The following is a 20,864-nucleotide window of genomic DNA, read 5'->3' on the forward strand; positions in this document are numbered from 1 at the left end:
AACACTGGACATCTATTAAGGAGTCGAACCTTCCGGTGCCGGAGCGGGAGCTACCGCCATCTTCCCCATCAGATAGAGCAGCAGCTGCTGGTTATGAGATGAAATGGGATCAAGCGCTTCGGCAAAAAAATCACTGCGGATCTTCAGTCCGCGCGAGGTCTCGTTCTTGCCTGTCTCGGTGATGCTCACCCAGACGATCCGCCTGTCGGAGGCATCTCGTTCACGGATAATGAGATTATGCTTCTCCATCCGATCAAGCAGCATAGTTACAGCCGCCGGGCTGGTGGCCAGATGCGGAGCCAAATCAGAAGGTTTCATCGCGTCACGTTCCTGCAGCAATTCCAGTACGGTAAGCTGGGCATCGGTCAGTGTAGGGGCAAGCTTGCTATCCATATGTAGCTTATAGTCCTTTAATATCTTATGCCAGATTTTACTGAATTCAGTGGAGTGCACACTTATTCCTTCCTTTCCCTGCGGATCTCTATCCGGTATACCTAAACATTTTCGCGAAAAAAATTCCATTTCCTGCAAAAGAAAAAAATAAAATCACGGGCGTTAGTGAATTTGAGGTATGTACTTACAGATTTCTTAATGAACCCGCTGTTTGTGGTGGAGATGGAGTGACTGCTGGTTTAACGAAAACTCCGCACCAATTCCTGCATGAAATACAACATTCCCCTTATGATTTCGGCCTTAAATCTAGAATTGTTGTATAAAAGGCAGCATTCCCCATCTATAAAGAACCTTAGCGGGGGTTATTCTTGTATTTCATACAACAATACCTATGCATACACTGGTATCCATGAATCAAAGTTGTAATACCTGCAACATTAGGCATTCTATACACTACTTGACGTGACTCGGAGCGAACCGTGTAATTCTCCGCTGCCTGACCATACTTGTAAATCCCGCTAATACAAATAAACGGCGTTCGGAGCTCTGTAGACCAGAGCAGCCGAACGCCGTTTGAATTATTTAATATTCTAAGCTTCTGCCCCGGCTATTTAACTGCGGGGTACAGGCTGATGATCTCATCCTTCTTCTCGACAGCAACCAGCTGCTTGCCGATGGAACGGCGCTCACCAAGCGGTGCCGATTCGGAGGAGAATGCATGAACCGCACCGCTCTGGGTGATGGCGGTCAGCTCCAGGGGCTCCTTGCAGTAGAAGGCCCCCACAAGCCTGCTGCCATTCGGGCGAACCCGTTTGCCTTCTTTGAACTCGAATGTCGGCATCCCTTTGCCTCCGCGGCTCTGGGAAGGGTAATCCAGCAGCAGAGAGCGTTTGGCGTAGCCAATCTCGGTAACCGCAAGAATCTCCCCTTCGTCCTCACTGACCCAGAAGCTGGAGACGACCTCGTCGCCTTCTCGCAGCTGAATCCCTCTTACCCCTGTGGCCACACGGCCCATAGGGTTGACTTCACTCTCCCGGAAGCGGATGCTCATCCCTTCACGGGTCACAAGCACGATGTCCTTGTCTCCGCTGCTCAGCGCCACTGTAATGATCTCATCACCGTCAGCTACCTTACAGGCGGCCACGGCTCCGGAACGGCTTGTAGAGTACTCCTTGAGCTCTGTACGCTTCACCTGTCCCTTACGGGTGACAAAGACCAGACTTGCCAGCGGGTCCTCCAGGTTGCCTACCGGCAGCACACTGACAATGCCATCGCCCTTGGCGAGGCCGATCACGTTCACGATCGCGGTACCAGGCTCCTTCCATTTAAATTCCGGTATCTGATGAACCGGAAGCAGGAAGTATTGGCCCTTTCGGGTGAACACAAGCAGGCTGTCCCGGGTATTCAGGTCCAGCAGCCTGACGATATGGTCGCCGTCCTTGACACCCGATGAGTGGCGCTCTCCGCCTGAACGGGTGAAGGATGGCATGCCTGTCCGCTTGATATAACCACCCTCTGAAATGGCGACCAGCACATCCTCCGCATTCACGAGAACCTCCATGCTGACCTTCAATTCCTCCACTTCACCCTGAATCAGTGAACGGCGGTCGATCCCGTATTTATCACGGATCTCCAGCAGCTCTTTGCGGATGACCGCAATCAGCTTCTTGTCACTGTCCAGAATGCCCTGCAGGACAGCAATCTTGGCATGCATCTCATCAAGCTCCTTCTGGAGCGAATGAATCTCCAGATTGGTTAACCGGTACAGCTGCAAGGTAAGGATGGAATCGGCCTGGCGTTCGCTGAAGCCGAACATCCACACGAGATTATTCTGGGCATCCTGGCGGTTCTTCGACGCCTTGATTGCGGCGATCACTTCATCCAGAATGTTCAGAGCCTTAACCAGCCCTTCCAGGACATGGGCCCGGTCCTCTGCCCGCTCTAGATCAAACTGGGTGCGGTGGGTAACCACTTCACGCTGATGGGCGATATAGGCTTCAAGGATCGACTTCAGGCCGAGCTGCTGTGGAGCCTTGTTAACGATGGCCACCATGTTGAAGTTGTAGGTGATCTGCAGATCGGTTTTTTTGAGCAGGTAGGCCAGAATACCATTCGCATCGGCTTCCTTCTTCAGCTCAACCACAATCCGCAGACCCTCACGGCCGCTCTCGTCGCGGACTTCGGCGATGCCTTCGATCTTCTTCTCCAGGCGGATATTCTCCATGGAGGTCACGAGCCGCGACTTCACAATCTGGAAGGGAACCTCGGTAATAACGATCTGCTGCTTGCCGCCGCGCAGGTTCTCAATCTCCGTCTTCGAGCGCAGATAGATGCGGCCTTTACCTGTACGGTACGCGTCCATAATGCCTTCGCCGCCCATAATCGTTCCGCCTGTAGGGAAGTCGGGACCTTTGATGAAGGTCATGATGTCCTCCAGTGCGATGTCCGGCTTCTGCATGACAGCGATACAGGCATCGATGACTTCACGCAGGTTATGCGGCGGAATTTCCGTGGCGAACCCGGCAGAGATCCCGCTTGTCCCGTTGACAAGCAGATTCGGATAACGGGATGGAACCACGACCGGCTCCTTTGCCGTATTATCGAAATTGTCCTTGAAAAGTACGGTGCGTTTCTCAATATCACGCATCATCTCCAAAGCGATTGGAGACAGGCGCGCTTCTGTATAACGCATAGCTGCTGCAGGGTCATCATCCATCGAACCCCAGTTGCCGTGCCCGTCGACAAGCACATGTCCCATCTTCCAGGGCTGAGCCATCCGGACCATCCCGTCGTAGATCGAGGAGTCTCCATGAGGATGGTAGTTACCCATGACGTCACCGACTGTTTTGGCCGACTTGCGGTATGGCTTATCCGGCGTGTTGCCAGAGTCGTACATCGCATACAGAATCCGGCGCTGCACGGGCTTCAGCCCGTCGCGGACGTCCGGAATCGCCCGGTCCTGAATGATATATTTGGAATACCGGCCAAATCGGTCACCAACGACCTCTTCCAGAAAAGCCGGCAAAAATTGCTCTGATAAACTGCTCATTCACTTTTCACCTTCTGTTCCTCAATCTGTCCACGTTTGTAATGATTGATGATCTGACTGCTGCGCGCCTGGGATATTCGATTCGTATTGCCTCAAGGCTCTTAAGAATAAAACTAAACAAATCAGTGTTAAGCCGTAACTGCGGTGAGTTTTGGACTTCCGGCCGCTATTGTATTTAGATTTCTGATTCATACGCTTAATATAGATTGAACTTAAAATAATTCCAATGGGGATGTTGTTCATAACTGCGGTGGATATTTGGACTTTCGGCCGCTGTTGTCACCAGATTTCTTGATTGTTACCGCCTTTAGCGGTAGAAATCCGGTGACAAAGGCGGTCGCTGTCGCTCCTACAGTTCCAAAATCCCCCTCCGTTATTCTCATCTGTTATTCTCTTATTCAGTTCAAGCTATAGCGGATGAAATCTAAATACCAAAGCGGACGCTGTCGCTCCTACAGTTCCAAACTCACACTCCGTTACTAACCACCTTATTTAGCTTCGCTTTATTCTAAAGTTCTGGCGGCAATCCGCGAATATCCCATTCGCTGCGCTTAAAGCAATCATCAAAAAATTAAAAACAGCGGAAGTAATCGTCACTGCCAGCTAACCTCTACTCTACTATTTCTGTAAAGTCGACGTTCTCGACAATCCAGCGCTTACGCGGATCAACCTTGTCGCCCATCAGTGTGGAGACGCGGCGTTCCGCCTTGGCGGCATCCTCGATCTGCACCTGCAGCAGCGTGCGCGAATCCGGATTCATCGTTGTTTCCCACAGCTGATCAGGGTTCATCTCACCGAGTCCCTTGTACCGCTGCAGCTCGAAATTCTTACCGAATTCCTTCAGGTAATTCTGCAGCTCCTCATCGCTCCAGGCGTAGCGGACTGTTTCCAGCTTACCCGATTTACGCGTCAGCTTATACAGCGGCGGCTGGGCAATGAAGACCTTGCCGGCATCGATCAGAGGCTTCATATAGCGGTAGAAGAAGGTCAGCAGCAGCACCTGAATATGCGCACCGTCCGTATCGGCATCGGTCATAATGATAATTTTGGAATAATTGCTGTCTTCCACGGCAAAATCAGGACCAATGCCCGCACCAATCGCCGATATAATCGCCTTGTATTCATCGTTCTTCAAGATATCCAGCAGCTTGGCCTTCTCCGGATTCATCGGCTTCCCCTTCAGAGGAAGAATGGCCTGAATCTTCGAATCACGGCCCTGCTTGGCTGAGCCTCCGGCGGAGTCGCCTTCTACGATGAAGATTTCGGTACGCGTAACATCCTTGGATTGTGCAGGCGACAGCTTACCGCCAAGATTCGAGCTCTCGCTGCGTTTCTTGCCGCTGCGGATTTCATCGCGGGCTTTGCGGGCCGCTTCGCGCGCCTTGGACGCCTGGATCGATTTCTTCAGCAGGCTCTGCGCGACCTGGGGATTCTCCTCGAGGAAGCGCGCCATTTTCTCCGAGACAATAAAGTCCACGGCACTGCGTGCAGAAGCACTACCCAGCTGATCCTTCGTCTGTCCGACAAATTCCACATCCGACATCTTAATGCTGATAACCGCCATCATTCCCTCACGGAGATCATTACCCTCCAGATTCTTATCCTTCTCCTTAAGCAGCTGCGTCCGCCGGGCGTAGTCATTCAGCACACGGGTATAGGCTGTCTTGAAGCCGGTCTCATGCGTCCCGCCGCTGCGCGTAGGAATCGAGTTGACGAAAGAAGCAATGGTCTCCGTGTACCCCGCATTGTATTGCAGCGCAATTTCCACTTCAATCTCATCCTTCTCGGAGCTGAAATGAACCACATCATGCAAGACATCCTTGCCCTCATTGAGGAACTGTACAAACTGGCTCGCGCCGCCCTCATAAAAGAACTCATCCTGCCGTCCGCTCCGCTCATCGCTGAGGTTGATCCGCAGGCCCGAGTTCAGGAAGGCAATCTCCTGCACCCGTTCCGCGAGTGTGTCGTAATTCAGTGAAATGCCAGTCGGGAAGACGCGAATATCCGGCTTGAAGGTGATCTTCGAACCGGTCTTATTCGTATTCCCCAGTACCTCAAGGCCAGTCACAGGCTCGCCGACATGTTCTTTCCCGCTTTTGTCGACCCAATATTCGAAGCGTTGCCGGTGGATCTTGCCTTCACGGTAAATCTCCACTTCCAGCCACTCGGACAAAGCATTGGTTACTGATGCCCCTACGCCATGCAGACCGCCCGATTTCTTGTAGCCGGAGCCTCCGAATTTACCACCCGCATGCAGAATGGTGAAAACAACCTGCGGAGTCGGCACTCCCGTCTTGTGCATTCCGGTCGGAATTCCCCGTCCGTTGTCAATTACGGTGACCGATCCGTCCTTGCGGAGTGTAATATCAATCTTCGAGCAAAACTTGGCCAAATGCTCATCTACGGCATTGTCCACTATTTCCCATACTAAATGGTGCAGTCCCGAGGAACTCGTACTGCCAATATACATGCCGGGCCGTTTGCGGACCGCAACCAGACCTTCGAGCACCTGAATGTCGTCAGCATCGTATCCAGTCCGGCCCACTTCGGCGTTCTTAGAGACTTTTGCAAACATATCGATCTGTTCGAGCATTCATGCTCCTCCTTCTTGTGTCTTACTATCTCTATAAAATGCAAACAAACGTTTTCGTTCACTTTGTACATTCTAATTCAAAATATCCCGTTTCGTAAAGACGGCGAATGAAATGATTACTGCAGCCAGTCCCCAAATTGCCAATACCGCCATCGAAAATGCCAGTGTCATGCCCTCAATCGGGGCGGGAGTACCTGCTAAATACCCGGTAAGCTCCATATTAACCATAAATAAATATTTGGCCGCAGTCCAGGCAGAAGCCATATTCGTCAGGATCGTGCCTGCAATCAGCGCCGCCATCATCACCACTATACTGGCTGCCGTACTGCGTACCAGAACCGACACCATGAAAGCCAGCAGAGCAACAACTACGCTGACGAACCAGATCAAACCGCCCTGCATCAGCAGGTATTTCCATTGCGGCACAGCGTGAACCGTGGTCATATCGACCGTATCCCCGCTCAGCTGGAAGCCTGTGAACACCGGAACATTGAATCCTTTATATCCAAAGGCCAACCCCGACACCAGATAGCTGATGATAAAAGCAGACAGGACGATTAAGGAGACAAACATCATGAGGGCCGTCATTTTACTGAACAGCACCTTCCAGCGTTTAACCGGACGCGTCAGCAGCATCTTGATCGTTCCTGTCGTTCTCTCCCCGGAGACCAGATCCGAGGCCACCGCCATAATCAGCAGCGGAATGAACAGGGACACGGAATTGTCCAGAAATTCACGGGTAAAGGTAACGCCGCTCGGCTCGTTCGGATTCACATCGTGATCCAGATAATACTGCAGCTGCTGGACAAAAATCCGCCGGTACGACTTCCATTCTTCCGGAATCCGGTCGCTGCCGAGGGAGTTCTGGTTATCGGTAATCTGCTGCTGGACCTCCAGCCTCCAGTCAGAGTTAAACTTATCCCGGCTGCGTTCCGCTATACGCATCTGTGCATAGGTAAACATAGGCACAAGCACAAGCAGAATGAGCAGGATGACATAAAACCGTTTCTTTTTTATGATTTTGAGGCACTCATTGCGGATGAGCGGCAGCAGGTTAGTCAATAGTTTCACCTTCCGTTAGCTTCAAGAATAGCTGTTCCAGTGTAGGGTTGATTTTATGCACAGCCCGGACCTCAACCTCTCTAGTAACCAGTACGGCGACAATTTCCGGGATTAAATCCTCCTCCATAACCGTGATCAGGGAATTCACTCCCATGCCTGCGATAATGGAGTCGTCCAGTGTTACCTCATCCAGCTCCAGCAGATGGATATCCGGCCGGCCGTTTAATAGTTCTCTAGCCCGATTCAGCGGCTCCAGCTCCCACAGGACGTATGGAGAATTGCGGGCAACCAGCTCGTCCACACCGCCTACGGCGAGTACCCGCCCTTTACTGATGATCGCCACACGGTCGCACAGCAGCTGAATCTCGCTCAGCAGATGGCTGGAGACGAACACGGCAAGCCCTTCATCCGCCAGCTTGCGGATGAATTCGCGCAGCTCCTTGATGCCCTTCGGGTCCAGGCCGTTCGTCGGCTCATCCAGAATCAGCAGCCGTGGCCGGCCCAAAAGTGCCTGGGCAATGCCCAGCCGCTGCCGCATCCCCAGTGAATACGTACTTACCTTGTCATGAATACGCTGATCCAGCCGTACAATATCCACCACTTCGGCAATCCTCGCCTTGTCCACACCGGGCTGCATGCGGGCGAAATGCTGCAGGTTCTCCCAGCCTGTCAGATACGTATACACCTCGGGATTTTCGACGATGGAGCCGACGTATTGCAATGCTTTTTCCGGGTCACGGTTCACATTGTAGCCGCAGACGGTAATTGTTCCTTCACTTGGCCGGATCAGGTCAACCAGCATGCGGATTGTTGTGGTTTTGCCGGCCCCATTGGGACCGAGGAAGCCGAAAATCTCGCCTTTCCGGACGTCAAACGTAACATCATCTATGATCCATTTGCGGCCGATTTTTTTGCGGACCCCTTGTACGGACAGGACTACCTCGCCGGAGGCTTCGTGCATTTGTTTAGCCATCTCTATACAACTCCTTGCTGCGGTCATTTCTGTTCAGAATGTTCTCTGCCCTGCTCCATTCCTGTCCCAGGTTAATGTACAGCCTGTACAATCCGCTCACTCATCCGCTGATAACCGTCCCCGTTCGGGTGGAAGTGGTCATTCGAGAGATACTTGTCCAGATGCCGGTTGAACAAATCAAAGGTCGGAACGAGCGTCATATTGCTGTGGGTGTTGATGATATCCATCGCTGCATTGTTCCAGGCGGTTACAGCCTGATTGCCCGGAACCAGCAGGTCCGCGATATCTCCGAAGGGATTATACAATCCCACGTAATAAATCTGTGCCTGCGGATTAATCCCGGCAATGGTGTCAAGAATACTGCCCAGCCGTTTGGATGCATCAGGCAGAGCTGCGAGCAGAGACTCGGGGGTCAATTCATCGGTGGAGGCTGTAGGCACGGGTGCTGAACCTTCTACCGTGTTATTCGCAGCGGATTCAGTCCCCAGCGGTGCTATTCCGTCCGCAGGATTCTCCGTATCTGCTGACGATGCTGCCTCTCCGCTGCTGCTGCCTGTCCCCAGAATATCCGAGCCGCGGAACAGGTCATTGCCGCCTATAGAGATCAGGATTACATTCGCCTGGCGGAGCGCGTACTGCACACCCTCCTCCTGAAGCTTGCTCTGCAGTCCGGCTGTGGTTAAGCCGTTAATGCCCATGTTGCCGAGCAGCTCCGCCTTGCCTCCGTCCGCCGATAACGCCTCCAGCGTACGCTTCACAAACCCCTGTCCGGAATTGTCGCCGGTCCCTTTGGCCAGAGAATCCCCCAGCGCCAGTATCTTCAATTCATCCGTTGCCGCGGCTGTCGGTGCAGCTGTTTCCTGCGGGAGAGAAGACAGGAGTGTCTCCCCTTTGGGATTGATAATATCGCTTACCGCATACACAAACCCTGTAATTAAAAGTAAAGTTGCCAGGATGGATACCAGGCCCACTGCCCTCCAGGTCCATTTGGAATCGTTCAATGCTATCCCTCCGTATGCCGATCTATTCTCTATTGTTCCACATTTTACAAACTTCTTAACTATGTAGATAAACATAATTCTTCTTTGCTTAATTTGCAAATAAAGCGGGGGTTTTGGTGAAAGGCGCGGCTGCGGTGATTTTGGACTTCCGGCCGCTGTTTTCCCCAGCTTTTTTTGATCTGTACCGCTCTTCGCGGTGATAATCTGGTGACAAAGGCGGTCGCTCCCGCTCCTACAGTTCCATAATCCCCTCCGCCGCTTTCACCTAAACAGTGTGGAGCAGCCAGGGCGGCACTATAGCACTGCTCTGATCATGCGAAACTGCGAAACTGCAAAGTCCAAAAAGCGAAACTACAGTGCAGAACTTCGAAACTGCAAATTGATTTATCTTCGTCTGACAAAAACCTTCAATTCCCGATCCAGAATAAAAACAACAACTATTAGTGGTGTTTCTCGTAGATTATCTTCATTTACTAAACCTCAAAAAAGCCCCCCGGCAATGCCGGAGGACGAGTGAAGCTTAAGAGCTGCGTTATATTATTTGCCGATGAATTCCTGAACCCAGTAATTATTGTCGAAGCCTACGCCGATGTAGTTGAAATTCGTGCTCAGAATGTTAGCCTTATGGCCCGGGCTGTTCATCCAGGCAGTCATGACTTCCTGCGGCGTTTTCTGGCCCATCGCGATATTCTCTCCGGCTGCCTGATAAGTAATGCCGAACGCGGACATCATATCAAAAGGCGATCCATAGGTTGGGGAAGTATGGGAGAAATAGTTGTTCGTACGCATGTCAGTAGCCTTAGCCGCTGCCACTTTGTTCAGGCTGTCCAGTGCGGAGACAGGAGCCAGTCCTGCTGCTGCGCGTTCTTTGTTCACCAGGGCTACAACCTGCTGAATGTAGCTTGAAGCGCTGTCTGCGACAGCTGGAGCTGCAGTTGCAGCTGGTGTAGCTACCGGCTTAGCCGTTGTTACTGGCGCAGCCGTCGGTGCTGGTGTAACAACAGGCTTAGCCGTTGCTACTGGCGCGGCTGTGACTACTGGTCTAGCTGTCGCTACTGGTACAGCGGTAGCCACCGGCTTAGCTGTTGCTGCCGGAACTGTTGCTACAGGATTCTTATAGATAACGGTCTTGGATACGGTGAACGTATTCCCGTCAAATACAAATGACTTCGAATTGTACTGTGTGAAATATTCCATGAATTTTGCGAAATTCGTATCTGAAGCGGTTGCCGTAGTGGCTCCAGCTGCTGCGCTTGCCTGTAATGGAAGTGAAATGCTAAGTGCCATAACAGCGGCTACACTTCCACCTATCATTGCTCTTAAAGTCTTGCTTTTCATTCTGCCATCTCCTTATTCTTGTTGTAGAATTACCTGGCTGCCGAGAGTTGCGGACATCAATTGTTACAAAGTTGTAATTTGTTCCTCAGTCATTGTAACATAAAAAACCAGGCTGTGCGCTTCTAAATTATGACATTTTTCTTCACGGCTGAGGCTTGTCCGCTTCTGTTCAAAAAGTGGAAACGGCTTTGCCGTCCTGTAATAAGGACGGTACCGTTTCAACGAGATATAGAAGGATAATTCATAACGCGAAGCATATATATTCTTATATTTAAGAAACCGTCCTCTTCAGAACGGTCACATGTTCTTACAGTTAATATCGGCATTCACCGGCCCCCCGCTTAATGAAAGGACTGCCAGAAATCCCCTTCTGTCGAGATCAGGCCCATAATTTCGGCATACGGAATCCGGAACGTAGGAAAGCCCGCAGCATACGGAGCAATTTCATAAGGGGCAAAATAGAGATACAGCGCTTCGCCATCTACATAAAAAGGCTGGTCAGCCGTAATGCCTTTGTACGTATCGGGAAAAACATAGGAATACTGCGGATCATTCGCAATCTGTTTTCCGACAATATCACTGAGTTTCTGCACATATTTGCTGCCAGGCTTAAACAGATCACTCAGCGTGTAAAATTTGCCGGTGCGCAAATTGATATGCTCATAGATCATAGTCGGCATTCCATGCGCCGCTCCAAACGGAAAGCGGTATCCGCTGAGCTCAAGTACCAGCAGGTTCTTGCGGAAGAAGGATACGGCAAAATCCCCCGTATAGCTAAAATCCTGCCCCGCTCCCCCAGTCCCCGCACCTTCTGCGAGTGAGAGACTGCGCAGCTTATCATTGACTGATTTGGATATCTCAGCGACAGCAATCCCTTCTACTACCGGATAGTAGACCAGATAATCCCTGTTCGGTTTATATTTCTTCTCCAGCACGGAGTACGGCGGTCTGAGCGGAATGACCCCATTTTGCCGCCATACCTGCTTGCCTTTGCGGTCATAGTAGGCAGTACGCTGGTCAACATCCGCACGGATCAGGTTGCCGCTGAAGGATAGAGATCCTGAGCCGGCAATGACCGGCGGCTGGGCGGCTTTTTTACCGCTTTTATCAATAAAATACGTGTCCTTGGCATCATACACCGACGCAAGCCCGTTCTGATAATTGTTCACCCCGAGCAGCGGATGGGTGCTGAGAATTCTGCCTGTAAGCGCATCGGCAATCACATAACGTGAACCCCGGTACGGCTGATCGGCATAAAGCGGGGTTCCCAGCGCAACCCGGTTCTCACCCAGCTGCTGGACTTCATAGTAAGTCGCCGGAATAATGGCTTTGCCCTGCTTGTCAATCAGACCGTATGCATTACCGTAATCCTCAGCTGTGTTGATTACCGCACGCCCTTCCGAGAAAGGCAAGGCTGCCGTAAACTGCGGCTGAATGGCAATGCTGCCGTCTGTATGGAGGTAACCGTATTTCCCGTTCTCCGTAGCTTGAAAAGCAAGCAGACCTTCCCCCGGATACCCCACGAATGGATACTTATACGTATGCAGCACCGTTCCCTGGGGATCAATCAGCGCGTACTCCCCCTCAGCGACTTTGACCAGCGCCGTTCCTTCATTGAAATCCCCGGCATCCAGATACACCGCTGGCAGCACCTCTTTGCCTTGGGCATCCAGATATCCGTAGTATGAGTTCCCCCCGGTTGTATTCTGCTTGGAGAACAGCGCGCGGCCTTCATGCAGCGAATTCAGATAGTCATACCGCGCGGACGTGACCTCTTTGCCTTTCTCATCAATAAAAGTATAGCCCTTGGCATCCGAAACCACAGCCCGCCCTTCGGCAAACGGAGCAATAAAGGAATATAGCGGTTTGACCTTCTCACGCCCGGAGCTGTCAATCAGGCCGCTGTAATTCTTGCGCTGCACTACCGCTAGGCCATTCTCCTGGAAATCCTCCGCATAGTCATATCTGGGCTCGATCACAGTCCGTCCGTCGTTATTAATGTAACCCCACAGTGTTCCGTCTTTAAGCTTAAAAGGAGCCGGATGCAGCATCTCCGCCCGCAGCCCGCTGGCATCTACCTCCGGAAGCACGATAAGCGCCTCCAGCGGCTTTTTGGAGTAGTCTACGCGGTATAATCCCGCCTCTGCCGGGATCGTCACGAACAGATCATCATCCGCACGGATGAAATCCTCCTCCTGCTGCGGAATAACCTCATTCCAGCCGATTCCGTCCCACCGCCATACCTCCGTCTGAATCAGACCATTGTCATTCTCTTTTCCCAGCTCGTTCAGCTTAATCCTCAGCATTCAGTCGCTCTCCCTTACAAAGGCATTTGCCTATAGAATATGAGAGTGAGGGGGAAAGGGTGTTTATGTGCCCAGAGCTGCCGATACGCGTGAGTATGAGCGTCAGCGTGAGCGTGGAATGCGTTGAGAGCGTGGAATGCGTTAGGAGCGTGGAATGCGTTAGGAGCGTGGAATGCGTTAGGAGCGTGGAATGCGTTAGGAGCGTGAGGGCTTAAAAGCAAACTAGGAAAGGTGAGGCTGTAACTGCGGTGAATGTTTGGACTTCCGGCCGCTGTTGTCTCCAGATTTCTTGATTTGAACCGCTATAACGCGGTGGAAATCCGGAGACAAAGGCGGACGCTCCCGCTCCTCCAGTTCAAACTTCCCCTCCGTTACTCTCCACCTTTCTTCAGCATAACCAAGGTCACAGACACAAACTACATCAAAGGCATAAACTGCAACCTAAAAGCAGCACAAAAACACCCTTTCAGAGTGTGTTAGCAGGATGTTCAAGGGCTGCTTCGCCTGCCCTGTCACTTGTTATTGGGGTTCTGCAGCTACATGCGCTGGAATTGGAGGGCAATAAGAGAAACCTCACTACTTCAACCTAAAATATTGCACTAAATACAACATTTCGCTCATCATAACACCCCTAAATCCAAAATTGTTGTACGAAATACATCATTCCGCCTTCTCCAAGGCAAAATGCAAGGAAATTCTTGCATTTCGTACAACAATCCGCCCGAACACTTATATATTTAAGCCTGCGAGTTGCACTACGTACAACATTTATACACCTGGTTACTTTGGGGTTTGCTGCGTTTGCTGCTCACTTAAGGGTTAAGATATTGGGCATGGTTTTGGAGAAAAGTTGCGACAAAATCAACAAGCCCCAAGCAAAAGACGTTTGCGAAATACCGCAAACGCTTAATTTGCACCACCCCCACCTGGGTGAGGTGATGGGAGTAACGAAGGTAAAGTTTGGAACTGGAGGAGCGGCAGCACCCGGAGGGTTCTTGCTTTCAATCGAAATGTAAGATGAACTATAAACCCCATATAAGGTGAGAGTAACGGAGGGGATTTTGGAACTGGAGGAGCGATAGCGACCGCCTAAAAGCTTTCCGTAGGAAAGCTCACTTCGTAAGCATACGCTTGTTTGGATTTCTACCGCAGACAGCGGATAAAAATCAGGAAATCCAAACCTAACAGCGGCCGGAAGTCCAAAACTCACCGCAGTTACGATCATACCTGATATCAAAGTTTCTCAGTTCATTTTACCTCTTACATCGGTACATTGAACGCAAAAACTCCGGGTGCACCAGCACCCGGAAGTCCAAACATTCGCAGTTACGGCTAATCACCGAACCACAATTATTTCTTCGAAGAATATTTACGCATATCGAACGATACAGCGGCGATGATGATAAGGCCTTTGATGATCAGCTGGTAGTAAGGGCTGATGCCGATGAAGGTCAGACCGTAGTTGATCAGGGTGAAGATGATAACACCGACCAGAACACCTGGAACTGTACCGATACCGCCGGTAGTGGATACGCCGCCGACTACGCAAGCCGCGATGGCGTCAAGCTCGTACATGTTACCATAGTTGTTGGTAGCGCCGCCTGTTCTTGCAGCTTCAAGCACACCCGCCAGACCGTAAAGGGCACCAGCGATAGCGTAGATGTAGATCAGGTTCTTGGACACGTTGATACCGGAAACCTTGGCAGCCTGCATGTTGCCACCGATAGCGTACATGTTTTTGCCCAGCTTAGTTTTGTTAAAGAGTACCCACACGACGGCCGCGACCGCCAGGGCTATGAGAACGATGTAAGGTATTGAATATTGGCCGCTGCCGATAAAGCCGGAGCCGATTTTGGTGAAGTCAGGACGCAGACCGCCGATAGGCTGCGATTGGTTAGGGTCCATATCGAAGTACAGGGAGTTCAAGCCGTACACGATGAGCATGGTACCCAGGGTTGCGATAAATGGCGGAACATTAAGCTTGGAGACAATGACCCCGTTGATGAGACCGCAGAGCAGACCGGCAACAATGGCAATCAGGATGGGCAGCCATACTTGCACTTGCGGCAGATCAGGGAAGAAGCGGCGAGAGTAATCCGGTATCTGCAGCATCGAAGCTGAGATAACCGCTGTAAACCCTACCACGCGGCCTGCCGACAAGTCGGTACCGGCTGTGATGAGGATAAAGGCAACCCCAAGCGCGATGATAACGCGTGTAGACGACTGAATCAGTACGTCACGCAGGGTGTTGATGGACATGAAGCTTGGTTCATATATGATGATCCCCATAATCAGCAGTACCAGCACGATGTAAATTGCGTTTTGAGTCACAAAGGACTGAGCTTTTTTAACGTTCATTAGTAGTGATCCCCCTTAAAATTACGCGAGCATATTCTCCTATCCGTACTCCTTAATGCTGTGCAGCGAGACGCATAACTTCGGTTTCCGTAGCTTGCTCGCCTTCTAGTATTCCTGTAAGCCGTCCTTCCGACATGACCATTACGCGGTCAGACATCCCCAGCAGCTCAGGCATTTCCGAAGAAATCATGATAATGCTCTTCCCCTGCTTGGCCAGGTCGGCAATGATGGTATAGATTTCGAATTTGGCACCCACGTCAATTCCGCGTGTCGGCTCATCCAGCAGCAGGACTTCAGGCTCTGTAAGCAACCATCTGGCCAGCAGCACCTTCTGCTGGTTACCGCCGGAGAGATTCATAATCTGCGTTTTGGTGGTTGGTGTCTTGGTGCGCAGCTTCTCAATCATTTTATCGACTTCAGCTTTCTTCTTTCTGCCGTTCAGCAGGAAGTAAGGCGTCTTATAATGGTCAAGGTTGGCGATTGCACCGTTCTCATGAACGGACAGTACCGGGAAGATACCGGTTACACGGCGTTCCTCGGTTAACAGCGCCAGGCCATGTTTCTTGGCATCCTGCGGCGAATTGATCTTCACCTTCTTGCCTTCAATTGAGATGGAGCCGGATTTAATGGCGCGGAGTCCGAATAATGCTTCAATAACCTCTGTTCTCTGCGCACCCACGAGACCGCCGACACCAAGAATTTCACCGCGTCTCAGCTCAAAGGATACATCCTTAAAGGATCTTGGCTCCGGTGAGGTCAAGCCTTCCACCTTCATATAGACTTCGCCTGGAACATTAGTGCGCTCAGGGAAGCGGTTAGTAAGGTCACGGCCGACCATTTTGGAGATAATCAGGTCCGTGGTAAGCTCGGCCGACGGCCAGGTACCGATCTTTTTGCCGTCACGCATGATGGTTACTTCATCAGAGATTTCAAGAATTTCTTCCATCTTGTGAGATATATAGATAATAGCTACGCCTCTTTTTTGCAGATCCCGGATAATCCGGAACAAATGCTCAACTTCTACGCTGGTTAAGGAAGAGGTTGGTTCATCCATGACAATGACGCGTGAATGAAAAGAGACAGCCTTCGCGATTTCAATGGATTGGACCTTGGATACGGACAGCTTGCCCACCAAAGTTTCGGGATTCAGATCGATATCCAGATCTTTAAATAAATTTTCCGTGTCCGTGAACATTTTTTTGTGGTCAATGAACTGAATCGGCCCGATGCCCTTGGTCGGAAAACGTCCTAGCCAGATGTTCTCCATGACACTGCGGAAAGGTACCGGGTGCAGCTCCTGGTGAATCATCGAAATTCCGTGCTTAAGTGCATCGTTGGAGTTAGAGATGGTGGCCTTTTGGCCATCCAGGAAGATCTCACCGGCATCCGGTGAATAGATCCCAAAGAGACATTTCATCAGTGTCGACTTGCCTGCACCGTTCTCGCCCATAAGTGCATGAACCGAACCCGGTCTAACCTTTATGCTGACTCCGTCCAGCGCCTTAACGCCGGGAAATTCTTTAGTAATGCCGTTCATTTCCAGCAAAAACTCAGCATTTGCCATGTTGTTACGCCCCCTACGCTTTTTTTCTTTTTCCATGAGAGGCACAGCGGTTCCATCCTGTTCCCTACCCGAAAGGAATTCCGGAGAGCGGGTGACCGCCCTCCGGGATTTTTGTTTATGAAGCTTATCTGTATCTGAAGCAATCTAACTATTATTGAGCGTCAGCTACGTTGTCTTTAGTGATCTTTTTGTAGGAGATCCATACGTATTGGTTGTCAGTGATGTCGAAGCCTACGTTTTCTTTGGTAGGTGTTTCGCCTTTAGCCAGCAGGGAAGCCAGGACGATTGCCGCTTTACCCTGGTTGTTGGCATCGTTCAGCACTGTACCGAGCATAGTTCCGTCTTGCAGCGCTTGAACCGCTGGAGCAGTTGCATCAACGCCTACTACCGGCATGTATTTGTCGCCAGTGAAGTATCCTTGGGCTTTCAGAGCTTCAATTGCACCGAGAGCCATGTCATCGTTGTTGGCAAGAACGGCTTCAATCTTGTCGCCGTGGGAGCCGAGGAAGGCTGCCATTTTTTCCTGTCCTTTTACGCGATCCCACATTGCAGTATCTTCAGCCAATTTCTCAACCTTGATACCTGCATCTTCGATAGCCTGGATGGAGTAAGTGGTCCGCAGCTCAGCATCCTGGTGTCCCGGTTCGCCTTTGAGCATTACGTATTGCAGCACGCCGTCGCCGTTCTTGTCAGCTTCAGGGTGAGCCTTCCAGTAGTCAACAATCAGCTGGCCGGACATTGTGCCGGACTCTTCTGCTTTGGCGCCTACATAGTAAACTTTATCCCATTTCTTCATATCTTCTGGAAGCGGTTCGCGGTTCAGGAACACAACCGGAATGTCAGCTGTTTTTGCTTTGTCGATGATAACGCCTGCAGCTGTGCGGTCAACCGGGTTGATCAGCATGCCGTCATATTTTTTGGTGACGAACAAATCCACCTTATCATTTTGTGTAGGCTGGGAGTTCTGGCTGTCTACGATATCTACAGTAGCGATGCCTTTGGCAGCAGTATCGATGGCGTTACGGACACCCGTCATGAAAGTATCGTCGAATTTGTAGATCGCTACGCCAACCTTTGGAGTTTCAGCAGCGGAACCGGAGTTTGCAGTTGCAGCAGCGTTGCCTGTGTTAGCTTTGTTACCAGTGTCAGCAGCGTTGTTGTTGTTGCCGCCGCAGCCTGCAAGAGCAGCACCCAGCAATGCACTAGCAAGTAAAACGGAAGTGATTTTTTTCATAATCAATTGACCTCCTGAGGATATTTCTTTTTGTTATCCCGGTGTGTCCCGGGTACATCCTTATTATGCCCTACATGAAAACGGTTGCGAATATAAAATACTACTCATTTTCATGAAAATTCTAATGTTTAAAATCTGATTTTCTCCTATCTGACAAACGGGAACAGCAGCTTCTGGTTCTCGGGCCACAGCATATTCTCCAAATCAATCAGCTTGGTGCCTGTGTCCACCCGCTCCGGAATAGTCACACCTTCAAGCGCTTCTACGGCGTATTTCACGGCTAAATACCCGTTGCTGAAAGGGTTCTGGATCACGGTCGCCTGCACCGTGCCATCCTGCAGCGATTCCATCATGGAGGGTGAACTGTCAAACGCAACCATCTTTATGTTGTCCAATCTTAAGCTTTGTATGACTTTGGCTGCTCCCTGGGAAGCAATTTCATTCAACGTGGCAATCCCGCGCAGATTAGGATGCTTCTCCAGCATCTCCCGGGTCAGGGTTTCGGCCTCCACCGTGCTTGAGGAAGTGTAGGAGATCTGCACCACTTTGACATTCGGATAACGGGCTGCGTAATTGAGAAATCCTTTTTCGCGCTCATCCGCATCCCTGGCCCCGTAATCAATGCTGCCTGTAGACCCCGGGTCCACATTCAAAGAGGAATTGGTGAAGTTAATAATTCCGATCTCGCCATATCCCTGCAAAAGCTGAATCAGCCGCTCCGCGGACTTCTGTCCGGCTTCATAACCATTCGAACCTACATAGGCTTGAACCCTGGCCGATCCGACTTCCGCATCGACTGAGATCACCGGGATTTTGTAATATGCAGCCTGGTCTACGACCTGGGCCAGTCCCATATAGCTGCTGGCAGCGAGAATAATCACATCCGCTTTCTCCTTAATGGAGTCCTCCACCATCCCCACCTGCTCATCGATATCACTTTCCGAGTCCGGCGCTTTGAACGTCAGCTTGACATTGAATTCCTTCGCTGCCGCTTCCGCACCCAGCTTCACTGTATTCCAGTAATCCCCCTTGTTCATCTTGACAATCAGGTGGATATTACGTGTCTTGCTCGTATTGATATAAGCAGGCGACGAATTAAAGCAGGAGGACACGGAGATCCAGAGCACCCCGCATAGCAGCAAGGTCAGCCAAAAACGTATGCTTCTCACCGGTTTGTCTCCTCCTTCTGCTCATCCATGTCTTCTCCGGCCAGCCGGGCCGGGAACACAATGGTCACGATAGTACCTTCTTCAATTTCACTCTGAAAGGTTAGTCCATATTCGCGGCCATAATATAACCCGATCCGTTCATGAACATTCCGTACGCCGACTCCTGAGCCGCTTCCGCTTTTGACGCCTCCGCTCAGAATCACGTTCATCGTTTCTACAGACATCCCGAGACCGTTGTCACTGACCCTGATAATAATGAGCCCATCCTGAAGCTCAGCGCTGATCGAGATCAGCCCTTCATCCGGCATCATTTCGATCCCATGGTAAAGTGCATTCTCAACGATTGGCTGCAGGATCAGCTTAACCGTCTGGTACTGCAATACTTCATCTTGTGCCGTTATTTCGTAACGGAACTTATTTTTGAAACGGAAGCTCTGAATCACCAGATAATGGCGGATATGATCCAGCTCCTCCTGGATAGTAATAATATTCTTGCCCTTGCTCAGACTGATCCGGAAAAATTTCGAAAGCGACTGAATCATCGTGACGACCTCATCCGTTTTGCCGCGCTCTGCCAGCCGGATGACCGAGTTCAGTGTGTTGTATAGAAAATGAGGGTTGATCTGCGACTGCAGGACTTCAAGCTCGCCCTTGCGCTTCGTCTCCTGCTCATAGATGATCTGATCCATCAGCTGCCGGATACGCTGGAGCATCATATTGAAGCGTTTGGACAGCTGTTCCACCTCATAGGCGCCGCTGACATTGATCGGGGTATTGAGGTCTCCCTCGCCCACCTGCTTGACCGTGCGCTCCAGCTTGCGGATCGGACTGGCAATCAGCCAGGACAGGAACACAGATACGGCAACCACACACACCAGGACAACTGCGAGGAACCAGGACAGAAATTGGTTCAGGTCGCGTTTGGTCGTTACAATCTCATCGTAGTAAGCGACCCCGACGATCTTCCAGCCGGTCTGGGCCAGCGTGCGCACGGTAATAAACCGCTTCTCTCCGGTGGACTCATCCAGATAGCTGCGGAAGGCATATTCCAGCACCGGTTCCACATTCTCATATTTGAGGCCGGCATAGATCAGCTGCTGCTGCGGATGGTAGACGATATTCCCGAGCGGATCGAGAATGTAAGCGTATCCTCTTTTACCGAGCTTCACTTGCCGGCTTAGCTCATCAATCGTCCTGAAATTGAAATCCAGCAGCAGGACACCGGTTTTCAGCTCGCCCTTCTCCCTGTACTGAATCATTTTGCTGATCGATACGACCCAGGTATACCGTCCTTTGAACAAATTCTGAATATGCGGGGCTGAATAGGATATTTCCGAGGTCCGCTTGGCCGTGGTGAACCAGCTCTGGCTCTCCAGTTGAGTGTTCAGACGCATGCTTTGACCAGGCGTACCCACCACATATTTGCCCTGCGGTGTAAAAACAGCCATGGATACCAGGTCCTCACGGCTGCTCATTAGTGTGTCCATGCGTTCATAGAGCAGCGGAGAGTCAATGGATTGACTCGTGGTGATCTGCTTCTCCGCCGTCTCAAAAATGCTGCCCATCCCTTTAACATACAGCTCCAGATTATAATTCACCTGCTCAATAATCTGCTGCATGTTGAGATTGGCATTCTCCTCCGCCGTGTTGGCAAACTTGCCGTACAGCATAATGCTGACGATCACTGCAACGGCTACCGTCACCGCTGTGAAGGTCAGGGTAATAATGAGCTGGATGCTCCGCAGCTTGGAAGACAGGCGGATTTTGCCTCTCTTGCGGGGCTGCGGGCGAAGCGGAAAGAAAGTAGCCTTCGGCTTGGTCATG

At 51.0% G+C, this 20,864-nt stretch carries 13 protein-coding genes; all 13 read right to left on the bottom strand.

Annotated elements, in window-relative coordinates; all coding sequences use genetic code 11:
• Nucleotides 1-15 precede the first annotated feature (15 nt).
• Nucleotides 16-453 (bottom strand): MarR family winged helix-turn-helix transcriptional regulator, encoded by a 438-nt coding sequence (locus P40081_RS22315; RefSeq protein WP_039309191.1) that lies wholly within the window; start codon nucleotides 451-453, stop codon nucleotides 16-18.
• Between the two features lie 547 nt (nucleotides 454-1,000).
• Complete coding sequence (gyrA, locus tag P40081_RS22320; RefSeq protein ID WP_042138543.1) at nucleotides 1,001-3,442, bottom strand: DNA gyrase subunit A; 2,442 nt, start codon at nucleotides 3,440-3,442, stop codon at nucleotides 1,001-1,003.
• Nucleotides 3,443-4,052: 610 nt separating this feature from the next.
• The gene (parE, locus tag P40081_RS22325) at nucleotides 4,053-6,035 is read right to left on the bottom strand and encodes a DNA topoisomerase IV subunit B (RefSeq protein WP_042138544.1); all 1,983 of its coding nucleotides are present in this window, start codon (nucleotides 6,033-6,035) and stop codon (nucleotides 4,053-4,055) included.
• A gap of 72 nt (nucleotides 6,036-6,107) precedes the next feature.
• Nucleotides 6,108-7,097 carry an ABC transporter permease gene (locus P40081_RS22330; RefSeq protein ID WP_039307732.1) on the bottom strand — a complete coding sequence of 330 codons (990 nt, stop codon included), beginning with the start codon at nucleotides 7,095-7,097 and terminating at the stop codon, nucleotides 6,108-6,110.
• Nucleotides 7,090-8,070 carry an ABC transporter ATP-binding protein gene (locus P40081_RS22335; RefSeq protein ID WP_231575171.1) on the bottom strand — a complete coding sequence of 327 codons (981 nt, stop codon included), beginning with the start codon at nucleotides 8,068-8,070 and terminating at the stop codon, nucleotides 7,090-7,092. Before P40081_RS22335 ends, P40081_RS22330 begins: the two co-directional genes overlap by 8 nt.
• A 71-nt stretch (nucleotides 8,071-8,141) precedes the next feature.
• Complete coding sequence (locus P40081_RS22340) at nucleotides 8,142-9,071, bottom strand: GDSL-type esterase/lipase family protein (RefSeq protein ID WP_042138546.1); 930 nt, start codon at nucleotides 9,069-9,071, stop codon at nucleotides 8,142-8,144.
• Between the two features lie 537 nt (nucleotides 9,072-9,608).
• A complete protein-coding gene (locus P40081_RS22345; RefSeq protein ID WP_042138548.1) occupies nucleotides 9,609-10,409 on the bottom strand; it encodes a CAP domain-containing protein in 801 nt (266 codons plus the stop codon).
• A gap of 341 nt (nucleotides 10,410-10,750) precedes the next feature.
• Entirely contained in the window at nucleotides 10,751-12,715 is a 1,965-nt protein-coding gene (locus tag P40081_RS22350) for a WG repeat-containing protein (RefSeq protein ID WP_042138550.1), read from the bottom strand.
• 1,350 nt (nucleotides 12,716-14,065) lie between these two features.
• Nucleotides 14,066-15,073 (bottom strand): galactose/methyl galactoside ABC transporter permease MglC, encoded by a 1,008-nt coding sequence (mglC, locus tag P40081_RS22360; RefSeq protein ID WP_039307739.1) that lies wholly within the window; start codon nucleotides 15,071-15,073, stop codon nucleotides 14,066-14,068.
• Nucleotides 15,074-15,125: 52 nt separating this feature from the next.
• A complete protein-coding gene (locus P40081_RS22365; RefSeq protein ID WP_042138554.1) occupies nucleotides 15,126-16,637 on the bottom strand; it encodes a sugar ABC transporter ATP-binding protein in 1,512 nt (503 codons plus the stop codon).
• 151 nt (nucleotides 16,638-16,788) lie between these two features.
• Nucleotides 16,789-17,871: a galactose ABC transporter substrate-binding protein gene (locus tag P40081_RS22370; protein WP_099052481.1), complete on the bottom strand. Its 1,083-nt coding sequence runs from the start codon at nucleotides 17,869-17,871 to the stop codon at nucleotides 16,789-16,791.
• 146 nt (nucleotides 17,872-18,017) lie between these two features.
• Entirely contained in the window at nucleotides 18,018-19,040 is a 1,023-nt protein-coding gene (locus P40081_RS22375) for a substrate-binding domain-containing protein (RefSeq protein ID WP_042138556.1), read from the bottom strand.
• Nucleotides 19,037-20,863 carry a sensor histidine kinase gene (locus tag P40081_RS22380; protein WP_081970065.1) on the bottom strand — a complete coding sequence of 609 codons (1,827 nt, stop codon included), beginning with the start codon at nucleotides 20,861-20,863 and terminating at the stop codon, nucleotides 19,037-19,039. The genes P40081_RS22375 and P40081_RS22380 overlap by 4 nt, the downstream gene beginning before the upstream one ends.
• Nucleotide 20,864 lies beyond the last annotated feature (1 nt).

This window comes from Paenibacillus sp. FSL P4-0081, assembly GCF_000758565.1.
In the GTDB taxonomy this organism is placed as follows: domain Bacteria; phylum Bacillota; class Bacilli; order Paenibacillales; family Paenibacillaceae; genus Paenibacillus_AQ; species Paenibacillus_AQ phytohabitans.